Annotated in this window: 11 protein-coding genes; 7 read left to right on the top strand and 4 right to left on the bottom strand. The window is 58.4% G+C overall.

The features are described 5' to 3' along the window. The first annotated feature begins 9 nt into the window (after positions 1-9). On the top strand, positions 10-1,593 hold the full coding sequence (locus ACP3TA_RS20375) for an ABC transporter substrate-binding protein (RefSeq protein ID WP_426784415.1): 1,584 nt from the start codon (positions 10-12) through the stop codon (positions 1,591-1,593). A 62-nt stretch (positions 1,594-1,655) separates the two neighbouring features. On the opposite strand, the gene ACP3TA_RS20370 is transcribed toward ACP3TA_RS20375, so the two are convergent. Both ACP3TA_RS20370 and ACP3TA_RS20365 read right to left on the bottom strand, forming a co-directional pair. Continuing rightward, the gene (locus tag ACP3TA_RS20370; RefSeq protein ID WP_426784414.1) at positions 1,656-2,924 is read right to left on the bottom strand and encodes an EpsG family protein; all 1,269 of its coding nucleotides are present in this window, start codon (positions 2,922-2,924) and stop codon (positions 1,656-1,658) included. Between the two features lie 97 nt (positions 2,925-3,021). Then, complete coding sequence (locus ACP3TA_RS20365; protein WP_426784413.1) at positions 3,022-3,804, bottom strand: prepilin peptidase; 783 nt, start codon at positions 3,802-3,804, stop codon at positions 3,022-3,024. A gap of 432 nt (positions 3,805-4,236) precedes the next feature. Between ACP3TA_RS20365 and ACP3TA_RS20360 the strand changes: the two genes are divergently transcribed. Continuing rightward, a complete protein-coding gene (locus tag ACP3TA_RS20360) occupies positions 4,237-5,748 on the top strand; it encodes a YchO/YchP family invasin (protein WP_164106960.1) in 1,512 nt (503 codons plus the stop codon). Here ACP3TA_RS20360 and narL read toward each other — a convergent pair. Together narL and narX are read right to left on the bottom strand one after the other, a co-directional pair. Beyond that, the gene (gene narL / locus ACP3TA_RS20355; protein WP_033643446.1) at positions 5,745-6,395 is read right to left on the bottom strand and encodes a two-component system response regulator NarL; all 651 of its coding nucleotides are present in this window, start codon (positions 6,393-6,395) and stop codon (positions 5,745-5,747) included. The two genes, ACP3TA_RS20360 and narL, sit on opposite strands and share 4 nt — an antisense overlap. A 10-nt stretch (positions 6,396-6,405) precedes the next feature. Next, positions 6,406-8,190, bottom strand: coding sequence for a nitrate/nitrite two-component system sensor histidine kinase NarX (narX, locus tag ACP3TA_RS20350; protein WP_426784412.1), 1,785 nt, complete (start codon positions 8,188-8,190; stop codon positions 6,406-6,408). Positions 8,191-8,541: 351 nt separating this feature from the next. Here narX and ACP3TA_RS20345 point away from each other — a divergent pair, with 351 nt between their 5' ends. From ACP3TA_RS20345 to ACP3TA_RS20325, 5 genes are all read left to right on the top strand, one after another. Then, positions 8,542-9,936, top strand: coding sequence for a NarK family nitrate/nitrite MFS transporter (locus ACP3TA_RS20345; RefSeq protein ID WP_033650893.1), 1,395 nt, complete (start codon positions 8,542-8,544; stop codon positions 9,934-9,936). 771 nt (positions 9,937-10,707) lie between these two features. After that, entirely contained in the window at positions 10,708-11,607 is a 900-nt protein-coding gene (locus ACP3TA_RS20340) for a transcriptional regulator (protein ID WP_069100010.1), read from the top strand. Between the two features lie 178 nt (positions 11,608-11,785). Next, positions 11,786-12,748, top strand: coding sequence for an NAD-dependent epimerase/dehydratase family protein (locus tag ACP3TA_RS20335; RefSeq protein ID WP_033643442.1), 963 nt, complete (start codon positions 11,786-11,788; stop codon positions 12,746-12,748). A gap of 173 nt (positions 12,749-12,921) precedes the next feature. Next, on the top strand, positions 12,922-13,971 hold the full coding sequence (gene wecA / locus ACP3TA_RS20330; RefSeq protein WP_426784411.1) for a UDP-N-acetylglucosamine--undecaprenyl-phosphate N-acetylglucosaminephosphotransferase: 1,050 nt from the start codon (positions 12,922-12,924) through the stop codon (positions 13,969-13,971). Positions 13,972-14,016: 45 nt separating this feature from the next. Further along, positions 14,017-15,150 (top strand): polysaccharide export protein, encoded by a 1,134-nt coding sequence (locus ACP3TA_RS20325; protein WP_033650895.1) that lies wholly within the window; start codon positions 14,017-14,019, stop codon positions 15,148-15,150. Positions 15,151-15,153: the final 3 nt, after the last annotated feature.

Genomic DNA, 15,153 nt, shown 5'->3' with positions numbered 1-15,153 from the left:
AGTGTATCGATGAAACGGTTAATCCCAACCTTATTGTATGGCGCGCTGGCGACCGCTTTCGGCGCGCAGGCCGCCACCCCGCCGGATACCTTGGTGGTGGTCAGTTCGCTCGAGGGCATCATCAGCCTCGATCCGGCGGAGAGCTTTGAAACCGTCAGCTCGGCCAATCTGGTCAATCTCTATCAGCGCTTGGTGGCGCCGGATCGCGGTGCGCCGCAAAAGCTGGCGCCGGACGCCGCCGCCCGTTGGCAAGCGGGCGCCGATGGGCGCAGCCTGATCTTTACCCTGAAGCCGCAACAACATTTCGCTTCCGGCAATCCGCTGCGTCCCGAGGACGTGATTTACTCACTGGTGCGTGCGGTGAAGCTGAACAAGGCGCCGTCCTTTATTCTCGCTGAGTTTGGCTGGACGCCGGATAACGTCGAGCAGCAGCTAAAGAAGATCGGGGATAACCAGGTGCAGCTCAGTTGGTCGGCCAACATCGGCAGCGAGCTGGCGCTGCGGCTGCTGACGGCGAACGTGGCTTCGATCGTGGATGAGAAGCTGTTGAGCGAACACGCGCAGCAGGGGGACTTCGGGAACGCCTGGCTGCGCAACCATTCGGCCGGCGGCGGCCCGTATCGGGTGAACAACTATGTGCCGCATGAGGCGCTGCTGTTTGGCCGCAACGACTACGCGCCGTCGCCGGCCCGGTTGAAAACGGTGTTATTCAAGAACGTCAGCGATGCCGGCACCCGCCGTTTACTGTTGCTGAAGGGGGATGCCGACGTGGCCTACGATCTGGGCGCTGACCAGTTCGACTCGCTGCGCAAAGCGCCGGGCGTGCGCATTGAGCAAGCCGATGCGCCCAAGGTGTATTACCTCGGTTTCAATACCGGCAGCAAAGACAACCCGGCGCTGGGCAATCCGGCGCTGTGGCAGGCGGCGCGCTGGCTGGTGGATTATCAGAGCATCGCCGAACGGTTGCTGAAAGGGCAATATCGCGTGCATCAGGCCTTCTTGCCGCAGGGCTTGGACGGTGCGCTCGACGAGCGGCCGTTTAAGCTCGATGTGGACAAGGCCAAACGGATCCTGCGCGATGCCGGCATCAACGAGGGCACAAGCATCAGCCTGATCGTCATCAACCAGCCGCCGTATACCGACATCGCGCAGGCGCTGCAGGCCAGCTTTGCGCAGGCTGGGCTGCGGCTGGACATTCATCCGGTGGTGGAGAGCGATCTGTGGGGCAAGATGCGCGGCCGCGATTTCCAGGCGATCTTCACCTATTGGGGCGCCGACTATCTGGATCCGAACACCAACGCCAGCGCCTTTGCCTACAATGTGCCGGGCGGGCCGAAGACCCTGGCCTGGCGCACCCAGTGGAGCATTCCCGCCATCAGCGCGGAAACGCGTGCGGCGGCTGCGGAAGGCGACAGCGCAGCGCGCAGCGCACGTTACGCCGCGCTGCAACGGGAACTGCAGGCCAGTTCGCCTTATGTGCTGGCGCTGCAGGGGCAAACGCTGGTGGCATTACGGGACAATGTTGAAGATGCCCGGGTGGATATCGCCAACAGCATGCTGTATCTGGATCGGGTGAATAAGACGCAGCCGTGAACGAAAAATGCCCCCTCGCCGCCGAGAGGAGAGGGGGCCTGGCCGGTGTTAACGCGGCGAGCTCACCACGGCGTGCCGGCGAGATTCAGCTTATTGAGGATTGTCGGCAGGCTGTCGGTCACCAGCGCCTGCAGATCGCCGTACCAAAACTGCTGCACGCCGACCTGGTTGATATACAGATAGGACGCGATGCCCAGCGAGAAGCACAGCAACGTTAGCAGCACCCGGCTTACCGCGTCTTTCAGATTGCCGCATACCATCACCATAAAGATCAGCACGAAGATCATCATGTTGAATGAATAGCGGTTGGCCACCTCTTCAAAGCTGATGGTGGCGAAGAACACCGCGCAGTTATAAAGGAACATCAGGCGCACGGCATAGGCGGCTTGTACAAACTGAGGCGATGGCGTGCGGAACTTGTAGCGGGCGAATTGATACAGCGCCTCCACCACGCCGACGTACAGCAGCGTGATTTGGATTTTGCGCACTGGGTTATTACCGAAGTCGCCGCTGACGTAGGCTTCGGCGCGCGAGGCCAGAAAGTCGTTGCCGACGACAGCGATCAGTTTAGGCATCAGCACCGCGCCGCCGAGGTAACAGGCGGCGAACAGCGCCAGCACCGGCAGGGTGCCCACGGTGCGCCAGCGCGCGGGCAGCAGCAGATAGGGCAGAAACAGGAAAGCGGAAAAATGGCTGAAGGACGCCATCACGATCCAGAGCAGCATGCGGCCGCGGTGCTGTTCCGACACGGCCAGCACCAGGAAAGAGAGCGCCAGCCCCTGCCGCAACAGGTTGCCGTACAGCCCCTGGAAATTGTACTGGCAGCAGAACAAAAACAGGATCACGGCAAAGTAAGTGCGCGACAGGCGGTAAACGCCCAGCGCCAGCAGCGAAAAGCTGATAAGGAAGAAGGCGGCGAATGCGCCATTACCGACGCCAAACCAGGTGGCAGTCAGTTTAAACAACAGGTGCGAGACAAAGTCGGTGCCGGAAAACTGCGCCAACCAGTCCATCAGGCCGTAGCCGCTGTACTGCTGCATCTCAAGGTAGTAGTTCACCTTGTCGTTCATCACCGGCTCGAGGTTCTTCGTCGCCAGCGGCACCGCGGATATCACGGTCAGCAGCAGGAAGGCGGTGAGATTCAGCACGCGATCGGGTTGCTGGCGCAGCAGAATAAAGGCGGCGATCAAGCCGCTGCAAATCACCAACGATAAATAGGGGGCGAACCAAACGCCTGTGATGGCGACGGCGCCCAGCAGCAGCCATTGCACGGAAGAATGCGCCTGTTCGCTGTCGGGAAGGGCGGCGAGTGGCCTGACCGGGTTTTGCATGGGATGCTCCATGGCGTGATCCAGCTGGGGAACATAACACTGGGGCCTAAAGGGACACAGTGAGTTTTGGTGAAATAGGCAAAATTTCACCGGGTTATCATCCCTTGCCGGCAGCGGAAAAATGGCCGTCGGCGAGGCTGGGTAAAAACGGTGCGAAATGCGCAGAACCGCGTTCTGCCTCGATTTCATGTGGGGTTGATGCTGTGAAATAAATGAAATTCCACTGCGGGCCAGGTGAGCCGGGACCGGTCAGCAGGCATAGCCAGCCAGCCGCCGCTAACCCGATACCGAAAGGTTGCGGCGTTCGCCAGGCTCGGCGGTTGTGCAGGCCACGCGCCAACGCGATGCCCAATCCGAACGCCGCCGCCAGAAAGACCAGCAGTGGCAACATCGTCCAGCCGAGCCAGGCACCCAGCGCCGCCAGCAGTTTGAAATCGCCCTGGCCGATGCCGTTGCGCCGCCGCGTCAGCCGGTAGAGCGCATTGAGCAGGCATAACGCGCCGTAACCAGCGACGGCACCCAGCACGGCGTCTTCCAGCGGCGCCCAGCGAGCGTCAAGGTTGCATAGCAGCCCACCCCACAGCAGCGGCTGAGTCAGTCGATCCGGCAGCCACCGATGGCGCCAGTCCAGCCAGGCCAGGGCGATCAGGAGCGCCGCGGCCGGCACTAACCCCCATCGAGGCGCTGCAGCCAGGCTCAGGGGCAGCGTCGCCAATGCCAGCCCCAGTGCCGTCAGCAGCGGCCCCTGAAGGCGCAACCTCTGTGGGCGACCGTTGACGCCCTCCACGCGTTCCAGCCACGTAATGAGCGCGAAGGCGATCAGGCCCGCCGACAGCAGCGCGGTGAAAAACAGCGCGTGCCACAGTAAAGAAAGTAACATCCGGACTCCGCCAGTCGTAAACAGACGGCTAAAATAACGGCAAAATGCGTATTTCATCAGGGGAAAACGCGGTCGGTTGTGAGGAATGCGCAGGCGTTCGCATCGCCACGCTGCGTATTGCAGGGGTGTACACTGCCCTGCGCGGTGGCGCGCAGCCACGGGGTACTGTGCTTTTTATCGGCAAAATCGGCGCTAAAATGCGGTGAATTCACCTGGCGGCCGGAATGGATCGGTAAAGGGTACAAGTGACGACGTCACTGGGGAGCGATTGGGGTTTATCCTATTGTTTCTGCTCGTCAAGCCGTTAGGCTATGAGGACATAGGCGCCCCCGCCGGGCTGGGGGGCGTGAGGTTTTTCAGCGCTGTCGCGGGAATGGCGGCGGCAAAGCAGTGGGTTGGCGTGCTCCAGGAAGGAGGGAAGCCAACGGTGTCATGAAAGACGTCATTCAGGCAGTACTCATCAAGACTAAAAAACGATTCTGGCGCCGACGCCAGACGGCGTGGCTGGCCGGGCCGCTGGTGTGGCTGGCCGGCGCGGCGCCCGCGTGCGCCGAATCCCCACCGGCGCCGGACAGCGTTATCTCTTCCGAACAGGCCGGCGCAGATCCGGCGGCGAACTTGCCCGAACTGGGCGGTGCGCCCGACGACGCCGCGCGCGAGAAGCAGTGGGCCGAGATGGCCAAACAGCTCGGCGAAAAAGATCTGAACAACGTTTCACGTCAGCAGATGCGCAGCCGCGCTGAAGACTATTTGCTGGGCCAGGCGACCGGCGCGCTGCAGCAACAGGCGCAAGAACTGCTGTCTCCGTTGGGAACCGCCCGGCTGTCGCTGAAGATGAACGGCGAGGGCGATTTTACCGGCAGCAACGGCCAGCTCTTCAGCCCGTTGTACGACGTCGACGGGTTGTTGACCTACAGCCAAATCGGCTGGCTGCAGCAAAGCGCCGGGGCGCTCGGCAATGTCGCGCTGGGGCAACGCTGGATCGCCGGTGACTGGCTGCTGGGTTACAACACGGCGCTCGACAGCGATTTCGCCCGGCAGCGCAATCGCGGCAGCGTGGGGGCGGAAGCCTGGGGGGACTATCTGCGTTTCTCCACCAACTATTACTATCCGCTGTCGGCGCTGTCGCAACAGCCCGGCGATGGGGTATTTTTCAGCCGTCCGGCGCGCGGTTACGACATCACGACGCAGGGCTATTTGCCGTTTTATCGCCAAATCGGCGGTTCGCTCAGCTATGAACAGTACCTGGGCGAGAATGTCGATCTGTTCGGCAGCGGCAAGAAACAGAACGATCCGCGCGCGATGCAGCTGGGGCTCAACTATACCCCGGTGCCGCTGGTGACGATGAAGGCGTTGCATAAGATTGGTGCGGGCGGGCAGAGCCAGGATCAGGTGGAATTGGCGCTGAGCTACCGGCTCGGGGTGCCGCTGGTCAAGCAGATTTCGCCGGAGTATGTGGCGCAGGCCAAGTCGCTGCGCGGCAGCCGCTACGATCCTGTCGAACGTAAAAACGTGCCGGTGCTGGAGTTCCGCCAGCGCAAGACGCTGCAGGTGTTCCTGGCCACGCCGCCGTGGAGCCTGCAGGCGGGGGAAACCGTGCCGCTGGTGCTGGAAATCAAAGCGTTGCACGGGATTTCTCGCGTCAGCTGGCAAGGGGATACGCAGGCGCTGAGCCTGACACCGCCGCACAATGCCAACGACCCGCAGGGCTGGACGGCGATCGTGCCGCCGTGGGATGACGCCCCGGGCGCCGCCAACAGCTATCGGCTGTCGGTCACGCTGGAGGACGACAAACAGCAGCGCGTGACGTCTAACTGGATAGAACTGAAAGTGGCGCCGCCGCTGACGGCGACCGCCGGTGATGAAGCGGATCAGCCGCCGATCCAAACCCTGACGCCGCCGCCGATCCCGGCGCAAACCGGGCCGCTGTACGGCGACGATTAACCGTTTTTACCCTGCAACACCCACACGGCAGCCTCGACGCGGGATTTCAGCTTCATCTTTTTCAGCAGGTGTTTGACGTGTACCTTGACGGTGCTTTCCGTGATGGTGAGGCGGCGGGCGATCAGCTTGTTCGGCAGCCCCTGGGCGATCAGCTTCAGGATATCCCGTTCGCGCGGCGTCAGTTGCTGAATATCGCGCTCGGCGCTTGGGCGGTTTTCCCGCAGGCTGGCGGCGAGGATCGGCGTCAGCGTTTCGCTGAGCACCATCTGCCCGGCCGCCGCCTGATGCAGCGCCTTAAGCAGATCCTCCGGCTCCATGTCTTTCAGCAGATAGCCATCGGCGCCCCGCTTGAGCGCGCTGACGACGTCGTCTTCATGGTTGGATACGCTGAACACCACGATGCGCCCCGACAGGTCGGTCTGGCGCAGGCGATCCAGCGTTTCCAGCCCGTTGATGCCGGGCATGTTCAGGTCGAGCAGGATCAGATCCGGATCGTGCTGCTCCGCCAGCGCGACCCCTTGTTCACCGTTGCTGGCCTCGGCGATGACCTGCAGGCGAGCGTCCATGCCGATCAGCTGTTTTACGCCGTTGCGCAGCATGGGGTGGTCGTCGATCAGTAAGATGGTGGCGGCGGTTTCTGTCGTCATGGTGTCTCCGTTAGTCGATGGCGTGGTTATCCGGCGTGAAGCTGACCCGCACCTCGGTGCCGCCGCCGCTGCGCGGTAAAATGTCGCAGCGGCCGTGCAGGCTCTTGGCGCGATCGCGCATGATGATCAAGCCGTAATGGTCGGGGCGTGAGGTCTCGGCCGGCAGGCCGCGTCCGTTGTCGCATACGCTCAGGGTCACTTCGCCGCGTTTATTGATGACCTGAATGCTTACCTCGCTGGCGGCGGCATGCTTAAGGATGTTGCTGAGCGCCTCGCGGGCGATCTGCAGCAGGTGTATGGCCTGATAGGCCGGCACCGTGCGCGGCCCCAGCTGATAATCGAGGCTGATGGTCAGGCCCAGTTTGGGGTTGAACTCCGCGACCGTTGATTGCAGCGCCGCCAGCAGACCCGGTTCGGTCAACTGCAGACGGAAGGTGGTCAGCAGTTCGCGCAGTTGGCGATAGGCGCCGTTCAGCTCTTCACGCATCTGTTGCACCAGCGCCTGGCTGGCGGCAGAGAGCGTTTCCCCCTGCATCTGCAGACAGGCGATCTGCATTTTCAGGCAGGAGAGCGATTGGGCGATGGAGTCGTGCAGCTCGCGGGCGATCGCCGCCCGCTCCTCCATCAGCATCAACTGCTGCTGGTGGTCGACCTGACGTTCGATGGCCAGCACGCTGGTCAGCTGTTCCACCAGGGTATTGATCAGTTGGCGATGTTCATCGTTCAGCGGTTGCTGCGGCGCATGTTGCGCCACGATCACGCCGTAGTCGCCGAGCTTGTCGCTCAGGCTCCAGCTCAGCGACGGATTGTTGGGATACTGGCGGTCGCTGTCGTTCAGGCAGGCGCTACACACCGGGTTATGGCAATGCTCTGGCCTTAGCGGTTGGTTGCCGCTCAGCTGCAGCAGCGGTTCCCGGCTGTCGTTTTCATACAGCCGCACCTGAATGGCGCGCAGCGGCGTCAGGGTTTGCAATTGGTTGAGCAGCGGCGTCAGGCGACTGCACAGCGGCTCGCTGGCGTGCAGCTGGCGGCTGGCGCGATAGAGGAAGCTCAGCACCTGATTTTTCTGCTGCAGGTCGGCGGTCTTCTCGGCCACGCGCTGCTCCAGCCCGCTGTAGGTGGCCGACAGCTCGTCGGACATGGTGTTCAACGCGCCGCCGAGCGACGCCATTTCATCCTGATGGCCGCGCTGCGCAAAGCGGCGGCTAAAATCACCGCGGCCTACCGCCAGGGCCATCTCCACCAGTTGCCGCCAGGGATGCAGCAACCGGCGCCGCAGGTAGCAGGTGGTGCCGATCAACAGCAGCAGCGTCAGCGCAATAAAGCCGGCCTGCACCAGCGTCACCATCAGCAGGCGGCGTTCGGTTTGCCTGTCGATATCCGACACCAGCTTATCCAACAACTGCACGAAGTGCGCGACCTGGGGCGCGGCGTCGGCCGGCTGCTGCGCGCTGCGCAGGCGAGGTTGCAGCGTCTGTTGCCAATAGTCGCGCAGGGCGTTGAAAGGCTGCGTCAACCCTTCCTGCTCCACCGAACGCTGCAGGTCGGGGCTGTTTTCGTCGCGCTCCAGTTCCCGGATCAGCGCTTCGTGCCGTTCATCCAGCGGCACCTGCGCCAGCAGCCGGTAGCTTTGCATGCGCAGCGAGCCGGCCTTGTTGATGGCGTGCGCGTTGCCCTGAATGCTTTGCGACATCCAGGCGGAAATCCCCATGCCGGCCACGCCCAGCATGCCCGACAGCAACATCAGCAGGGCGACCTGATTCACGATCGAAAGCGGGGCCAACAGGCGTTTCATAAGTGCGGATTCCTGGCGTTTGGCGCCGCTGAAGCTCAGGGGCGAAGGCGGCGATGGGGCTAAACAAGTCACGATTCAGCCGTATTTTTGATTATCCCTGCGCATAACCCCATACCTCGAATGAAGTACCCATTAGTTTCCAGGGGCGCGTCGAGACGGCAAGAAAACGAAAGTGATAGTGATTAGTTTATTGATTTAAATGAATTTAATTTTTGGTTAGGGCGTACCCCTAAGGGGATGAAGGCGCCATTTCCGCCGCCAACTACTTGCATGCGGGTTGATATACATCAACTTTGCCGCCGGGGCCGCCCCCTAGGGTGTGCGGAATGATCCCCCGTGTCTGAGGTTTTTATGTCGCAACTTGCAACGCCTTCATCAAAGAAAACCGGTGCGCTGATTCAGGACTGGCGCCCTGAAGACAGCGCTTTTTGGCAGCAGCGTGGCCAGCGCATCGCCACCCGCAACCTGTGGATTTCCATTCCCTGTCTGCTGCTGGCCTTCTGCGTCTGGATGCTGTTCAGCGCCGTCGCGGTCAACCTGAACAAGGTCGGCTTCAATTTTACCACCGACCAGCTGTTTCTCCTGACGGCGCTGCCGTCGGTCTCGGGCGCCATTTTGCGCGTACCGTATTCCTTCGTGATCCCGCTGTTTGGCGGCCGTCGCTGGACCGCCATCAGCACCTGTTTCCTGCTGGTGCCCTGCCTGTGGCTCGGGTTTGCGGTGCAGGACAGCAGTACGCCGTACAGCGTGTTCGTCATTATTTCCCTGCTGTGCGGTTTCGCCGGCGCCAACTTTGCCTCCAGCATGGCCAACATCAGCTTCTTCTTCCCGAAAGCGCGTCAGGGCGGGGCGTTGGGGCTCAACGGCGGGTTGGGCAATCTGGGCGTCAGCGTCATGCAGCTGGTCGCGCCGCTGGCGATTTCCTTCAGCCTGTTCGGCCTGTTTGGCGGCACGGCGCAAAACCAGGTGGAGGGGGGCCAGCTGTGGCTGGAAAACGCCGCCTGGATCTGGGTGCCGTTCCTGCTGGTCGGCACGTTGGCGGCCTGGTTCGGCATGAACGATCTGGCGGCGGCCAAGGCATCGCTGCGTCAGCAACTGCCGGTGCTCAAGCGCGGGCATCTGTGGATGCTGAGCCTGCTGTATCTCGCGACCTTTGGCTCTTTCATCGGTTTCTCCGCCGGCTTCGCCATGCTGTCGAAGACGCAGTTCCCCGACGTAGTGATCTTGCATTACGCGTTTTTCGGGCCGTTCCTGGGGGCGCTGGCGCGGCCGGTCGGCGGCGCGTTGTCTGACCGTTTCGGCGGTGTGCGGGTGACGTTGATCAACTTTGTGGTCATGGCCGTTTTTGCCGCGCTGTTGTTCCTGACCTTGCCGAGTGCGGGCGAGGGCGGGTCGTTCATCGCCTTCTACGGCATCTTTATGGTGCTGTTCCTCACTGCGGGGCTGGGCAGCGGATCGACTTTCCAAATGATCGCCGTTATTTTCCGCAAAATCACCGTCGATCGCGTTAAAGCGGCCGGCGGCAGCGATGAAAGCGCGCAGCGTGAGGCGGTAACCGATTCCGCCGCCGCATTGGGCTTTATCTCGGCGATTGGCGCCGCCGGCGGCTTCTTCATTCCGCAGGCCTTTGGCACCTCACTGGCGCTGACCGGTTCACCTGCGGGCGCGATGAAAGTGTTCCTGGTGTTTTACATTTTGTGCGTCGTGATCACCTGGGCGGTGTATGGCCGCAAGAAAAAAGCCTGAGTGTCAAACGACTTTCTCTATCCCTCCCGACAGGGGAGGGATATTTCGTTCATACCGAAACTTCTCTCTTCTCCTCCTCAGTGAAATTTTCTGCCTTTAGGTAAAATTCTCACCCCCGCTTGCCGTTTTTTTCTTTTTTTATAGTTATATCTCTCAATGTATGAATCCTTTCTCACAAAAGGTTTATATTATTCACGCGGTTTTTTCGTTTTGTTGAGCGTGTTCTTACTATTAAACAATTAATGCTTTTTCCTGCGTTTAAATGAAATTGCTTAGGAGAATACCTAATTGATGTGCGTATTATAAAATCAGCAATAGGGTTTTGTCTTAGATGCTGCGCCCGTTGGATGGAATGAACGCCGGAGTTAAATCAGATAACTCTCATTCTGTTTTTTCCGTCTTTTTGTAGTCTATCTGACGTTCAGATTAGGTGGAAAAACAGAATGAATTCAGGGCGAAGAATGAAATTTCACAATTTCATTCGATTAACAATCAAGCAACGCCGTTAGTTTTTTCTTTCTAAATCAAAGAGGTGCCAGTTTGAATTTTACGGTAGCCAGGAAAGAAATCCATGTTGCCAACAGGGAAATAGAGTCGTTTGGATAAACGGAACATCCTGAATCAGGCTTAATGTAAAAAATGAAATCAGAAAATTTTTATAAAAGCCAATATCCGATGAATGCAACCTGTTGAGTTTACATTTAATTTCTTGAACATTTTTTGATATTTCTATACAAAGTGTGCAGGACAGGCACGCTAAGGAAATTAAAAGTGAATCTTGATAAAAGAATAAAGATTAGGAATCTCGATGTTCTGACTCCTGCCGGGGAGAAATTCCGTCTGCGTTGGAAGGAGTATCAAATTCTTTCGCTGCTTGTCGCCAGATCCCCCGAGCTGGTTACCCGAACGGAAATTATAGAAAATATCTGGAAAGGAACCTATTGTTCAGATTCAACGATAAATCAAACAATTAAATCCATCCGTCAGAAAATTAGCGATTCGGAACACACGCTTATCAGAACCATTCCACGCTTGGGTTACAAGGTGGAAAATCAAGCGGCTTTTCACTTTATATCTGAAGATGAAGACTACGCCGATGATGATATATTAAACGGTAACGATGATATTGACGTTGATATTCAAGCGGAACTTTCTGAAAGTGAAAATGAATCGCCTGTAGCCAACGACGAGAAAATAGTTAAGCCGCGTAAATCGACCCTCGTTTCTGCGCCTGTTGCGGCGATGGATTCCTCTCAAGATCCGGCGCATGAAAAGAAGCCGCTATCCGTGCGCCGTTTTTTCAGCGTGCCTGCCAGTCGCGTGGTGAAATACCTGACGGTGTTCGCCTCGTTACTGGTTATTTCACATTTTTCATATGTCCTGGGCAACCAAACCCGTCCGCCGGTGATCAATGATATTCAGAACAACACGCGCGTGGTGTTGACGCTGACGCTGAATAATCCCCATACCAACAGCCCGCAAACGCTGTTCTGTCTGTACCAGGGAGAGAACATGGATCAGGCCACCATCGAATGTGTCGATCCTAAACAAGGCCAGCTGAAATTGCCGGTAAAATATGAGACCTCTTCCTCCACCGGTAAAGGTCGGATTAATCTCATATTGCCGAATAAAACCTTGCAATATCAAGTTGCTTACGATGTTAAAAATTAGCGCTGAATGAGGTTTTATCTATAGCGATAATTTTACATTTGATGAAATCTTTTATTTCATTATTTGTTATTTGAAAGCCAGGTTCGATTTGTCCAGTCTGGAACTCATTACCTAACGCGTATTAGCGCCTGTCCCAATCGGGTGACGGGAATAATGAGAACCTGCTGAGTGACAAATTATGGATAAGCGTAAAGTAGCTATTATCGGGGGTTCCGGTTTTATCGGAACACGCCTGGCGAAACGTCTCAGTAAGCGCGATGATCTGACATTGGTCATCGTCGATAAGCAACCCAGTGCACATTTTCCATCCCTTTATCAGTATGGCGATGTGACTCAACCTCAGACTTTGCAAGAACCGCTGGCGGGCTGTGACGCCATCATTAATCTGGCGGCGGAGCATCAGGACAATGTCGATCCCATTTCGCTCTATTATCAGGTCAATGTCGAAGGCGCACGTCATGTCTGCATGACCGCCTCTGCATTGAATATCCGCCAAATCATTTTCACCTCCTCGGTCGCCGTTTACGGGTTCGTCAAGCAGGAAACCGGCGAAGAAGGGCGTTTCGAACCTTTCAACCATTACGGCAAGTCCAAGCTCGAGGCGGAATATGTTTATGAGGCCTGGCGCAAGGCAGACGCCGCAAATAAATTGACCATCATCCGTCCGACGGTGGTGTTCGGCGAAGGCAACCGCGGCAACGTGTATAACCTGTTCCGCCAGATCGCCAGCGGCCGTTTCGTGATGATTGGCAGCGGCAATAATATGAAGTCGATGGCTTACGTCGAGAATATTGCTGCACGGCTGGAGCATGCGTTGGATCAGCAGTCCAGTTATCAGGTCAGCAACTATGTCGATAAACCGGACTTTACGATGAATCAGCTGGTCGACGTTATTTCCTCTTCATTGGGCAGGGAAAATAAGACGATTCGCATTCCTTACGCCTTGGGAATATGCGGCGCAACCGCATTGGATGTCGTGAGTAAAATAAGTCGAAAGAAATTTCCAATCAGTCGCGTCAGAGTGCAGAAATTCTGCGCCAGAACGCAATTTAAAAGCAATGTGCAGAATAATTTCGTGGCGCCGGTCGAACTTGATTCGGCAATCGAAAGAACCATTAAACATGAGTTTTCTGATAGATAACTTAATCGCACGCTGACGTTATTTCGATATTTTCGCTGACAAGCGGATAAATCTGCATTTTCAGGATTAGCGCATGCTGACTTATATCCTGGCCGGATCAATTTTGTTTTTGTTAATAGCGCATTGGGAGCTGTAACTCAAGGGCGGTAGCGTGCTTATTCGCTGGAGGAACGATGTTATATCAACTGAGCGTGATATTTGTGCTGGCGGTGGCGTGGGTGCTTATTGCCCGCCGCGCCGCCTTGGTGGTGGGGTTAGTGGATAAGCCCAATGCGCGCAAGCAACATCTGGGGCACATTCCGCTGGTCGGCGGCATCGCCGTGTACCTGACGCTGATGCTGATGACGCTGTGGCAACCCGCCTGGCTGCCCGAAAGCACGATCTACCTGCTGTGCATAACGGCGCTGGTGGTGTTGGGCGTGCTGGATGACCGCTTTGATCTGCCCGTGGCGCCGCGCGTCATGGTGCAGGGAGGGATCGCGCTGGCGATGATGCTGGCGGCAGGGATGCAACTCTCCTCGCTGGGTTATGTCTGGGGGCATCAGGAAGTGATGCTCGGCTATGGCGCGTTGCTGCTCACGCCGCTGGCGGTATGGGGAGCGATCAATGCCTACAACATGGTGGATGGCATCGATGGGCAGTTGGGCGCATTGTCCTGCGTCACCTTCGTCGCGCTGGCCATCGTGTTCGGGCTGGGCGGCCGGGAAGACCTGGCGCTGTGGTGTCTGGGCCTGATCGCCGCTCTGGCGGCTTATCTGCTGTTCAACCTGAGTCTGTTCGGTGCGCGCAGCAAGATCTTTATGGGGGACGCCGGCAGCATGGTGGTCGGCTTCAGCGTGCTGTGGCTGGTGTTGCTGGCGACCCAGGGACCGCAGGCGGTGATGCGCCCGGTGACCGCGCTGTGGCTGATCGCCATTCCTCTGATGGACATGGTGACGGTGATGGTGCGCCGCCTGCTGCGCCGCCAAAGCCCATTCAAAGCGGGGCGCGATCATTTGCACCATATTCTGATGCGTCGCGGACTGAATGCGCGCCAGGCGCTGGCGATGAGCACCATGCTGGCGGTGACGCTGGCCTGCATCGGCATCTGCAGCGAAGTGCTGAAACTGCAAGAGAGTTTGATGCTGGTGGCGTTTCTGCTCTGTTTTTGCGGCTATTTCGCCCTGTTGCGCGAGCCGCGTCAGGCGACGGTGTTCAGCGATAATCCGACCGTCGGCCGTTAATCCCCTCTCGGGCTGCGGCGGCAGCCCGTTTATCACGGTACTTCCATGAATTTTCATTTGCCTCTTTTGATGCCGTTGGCCTTTACCTCCGCGCTGTTGAGCGGGTGTACGGTGATTCCCGGCTCACATTTACCTACCAGCGGAAAAGCCGTCGTCGTGCAGCAAGACGACGGTTTTGATTTGAATAACCAGGTGCAGGTCTACCGCATGTCGCCGATGTTGCTGCAGAAAATGCGGCGCGTAGAACCGGTCGCCCGGCCGAACCCGGCGCTGGATCAGCGGCTGCAGAACTATCAATACCGTATCGGCGTCGGCGACGTGTTGAACGTCACCGTCTGGGATCACCCTGAGCTGACTACGCCGGCCGGGCAGTACCGCAGCGCCAGCGACACCGGTAACTGGGTCCATGCCGATGGCACGATTTTTTATCCCTATATCGGGCGAGTGGCGGTGGTGGGCAAAACCGTCACCGAAGTGCGCAGCCTGATCGCCGGCCGTCTGGCGCAGTATGTGGAAAGCCCGCAGGTGGATGTCAGCATCGCCGCTTTCCGTTCGCAGAAGGCTTATGTGACCGGTGAGGTGAAAACCTCCGGCCAGCAGGCGATCACCAACGTGCCGCTGACCATCCTGGATGCGATCAACGCCGCCGGCGGCCTGACGGAGAACGCCGACTGGCGCAACGTGGTGCTGACCCATCAGGGCAAGGATCGGGCCATCTCGCTGCAGGCGCTGATGCAGCGCGGCGACATCAGTCAGAACGCGTTGCTGCAGCCGGGTGACATCCTTTACGTCCCGCGCAATGACGAACTGAAAGTGTTCGTGATGGGCGAAGTGGGCAAGCAAGCGACGCTGAAGATGGATCGCAGCGGCATGACGTTGACCGAGGCCCTCGGCTCTTCCGAAGGGATCAGCCAGACGGTCGCGGATGCGACCGGGGTATTTGTGATCCGGCCGAGCGGCGGCAAAACGCCGCAGCGGCTGGCGACGCTGTATCAGTTCGATCTTTCCGACGCCAGCGCGCTGGCGATGGGCGCTGAATTTCAGCTGCAACCTTACGACGTCGTGTACGTCACTGCGGCGCCGGTCGCGCGCTGGAACCGTTTGATCAGCCAGCTGGTGCCGACCATCAGCAGCTTTAACGATCTCAGCGAGGCTACCTTGCGCGTGCGCAACTGGTAAATC

The organism is Serratia sp. 2C06 (genome assembly GCF_050037615.1).
GTDB classification, from domain to species: domain Bacteria; phylum Pseudomonadota; class Gammaproteobacteria; order Enterobacterales; family Enterobacteriaceae; genus Serratia; species Serratia ureilytica.
Note: the sequence above shows the minus strand (reverse complement) of the source record. Positions and strands in the feature narration are given on the sequence as shown.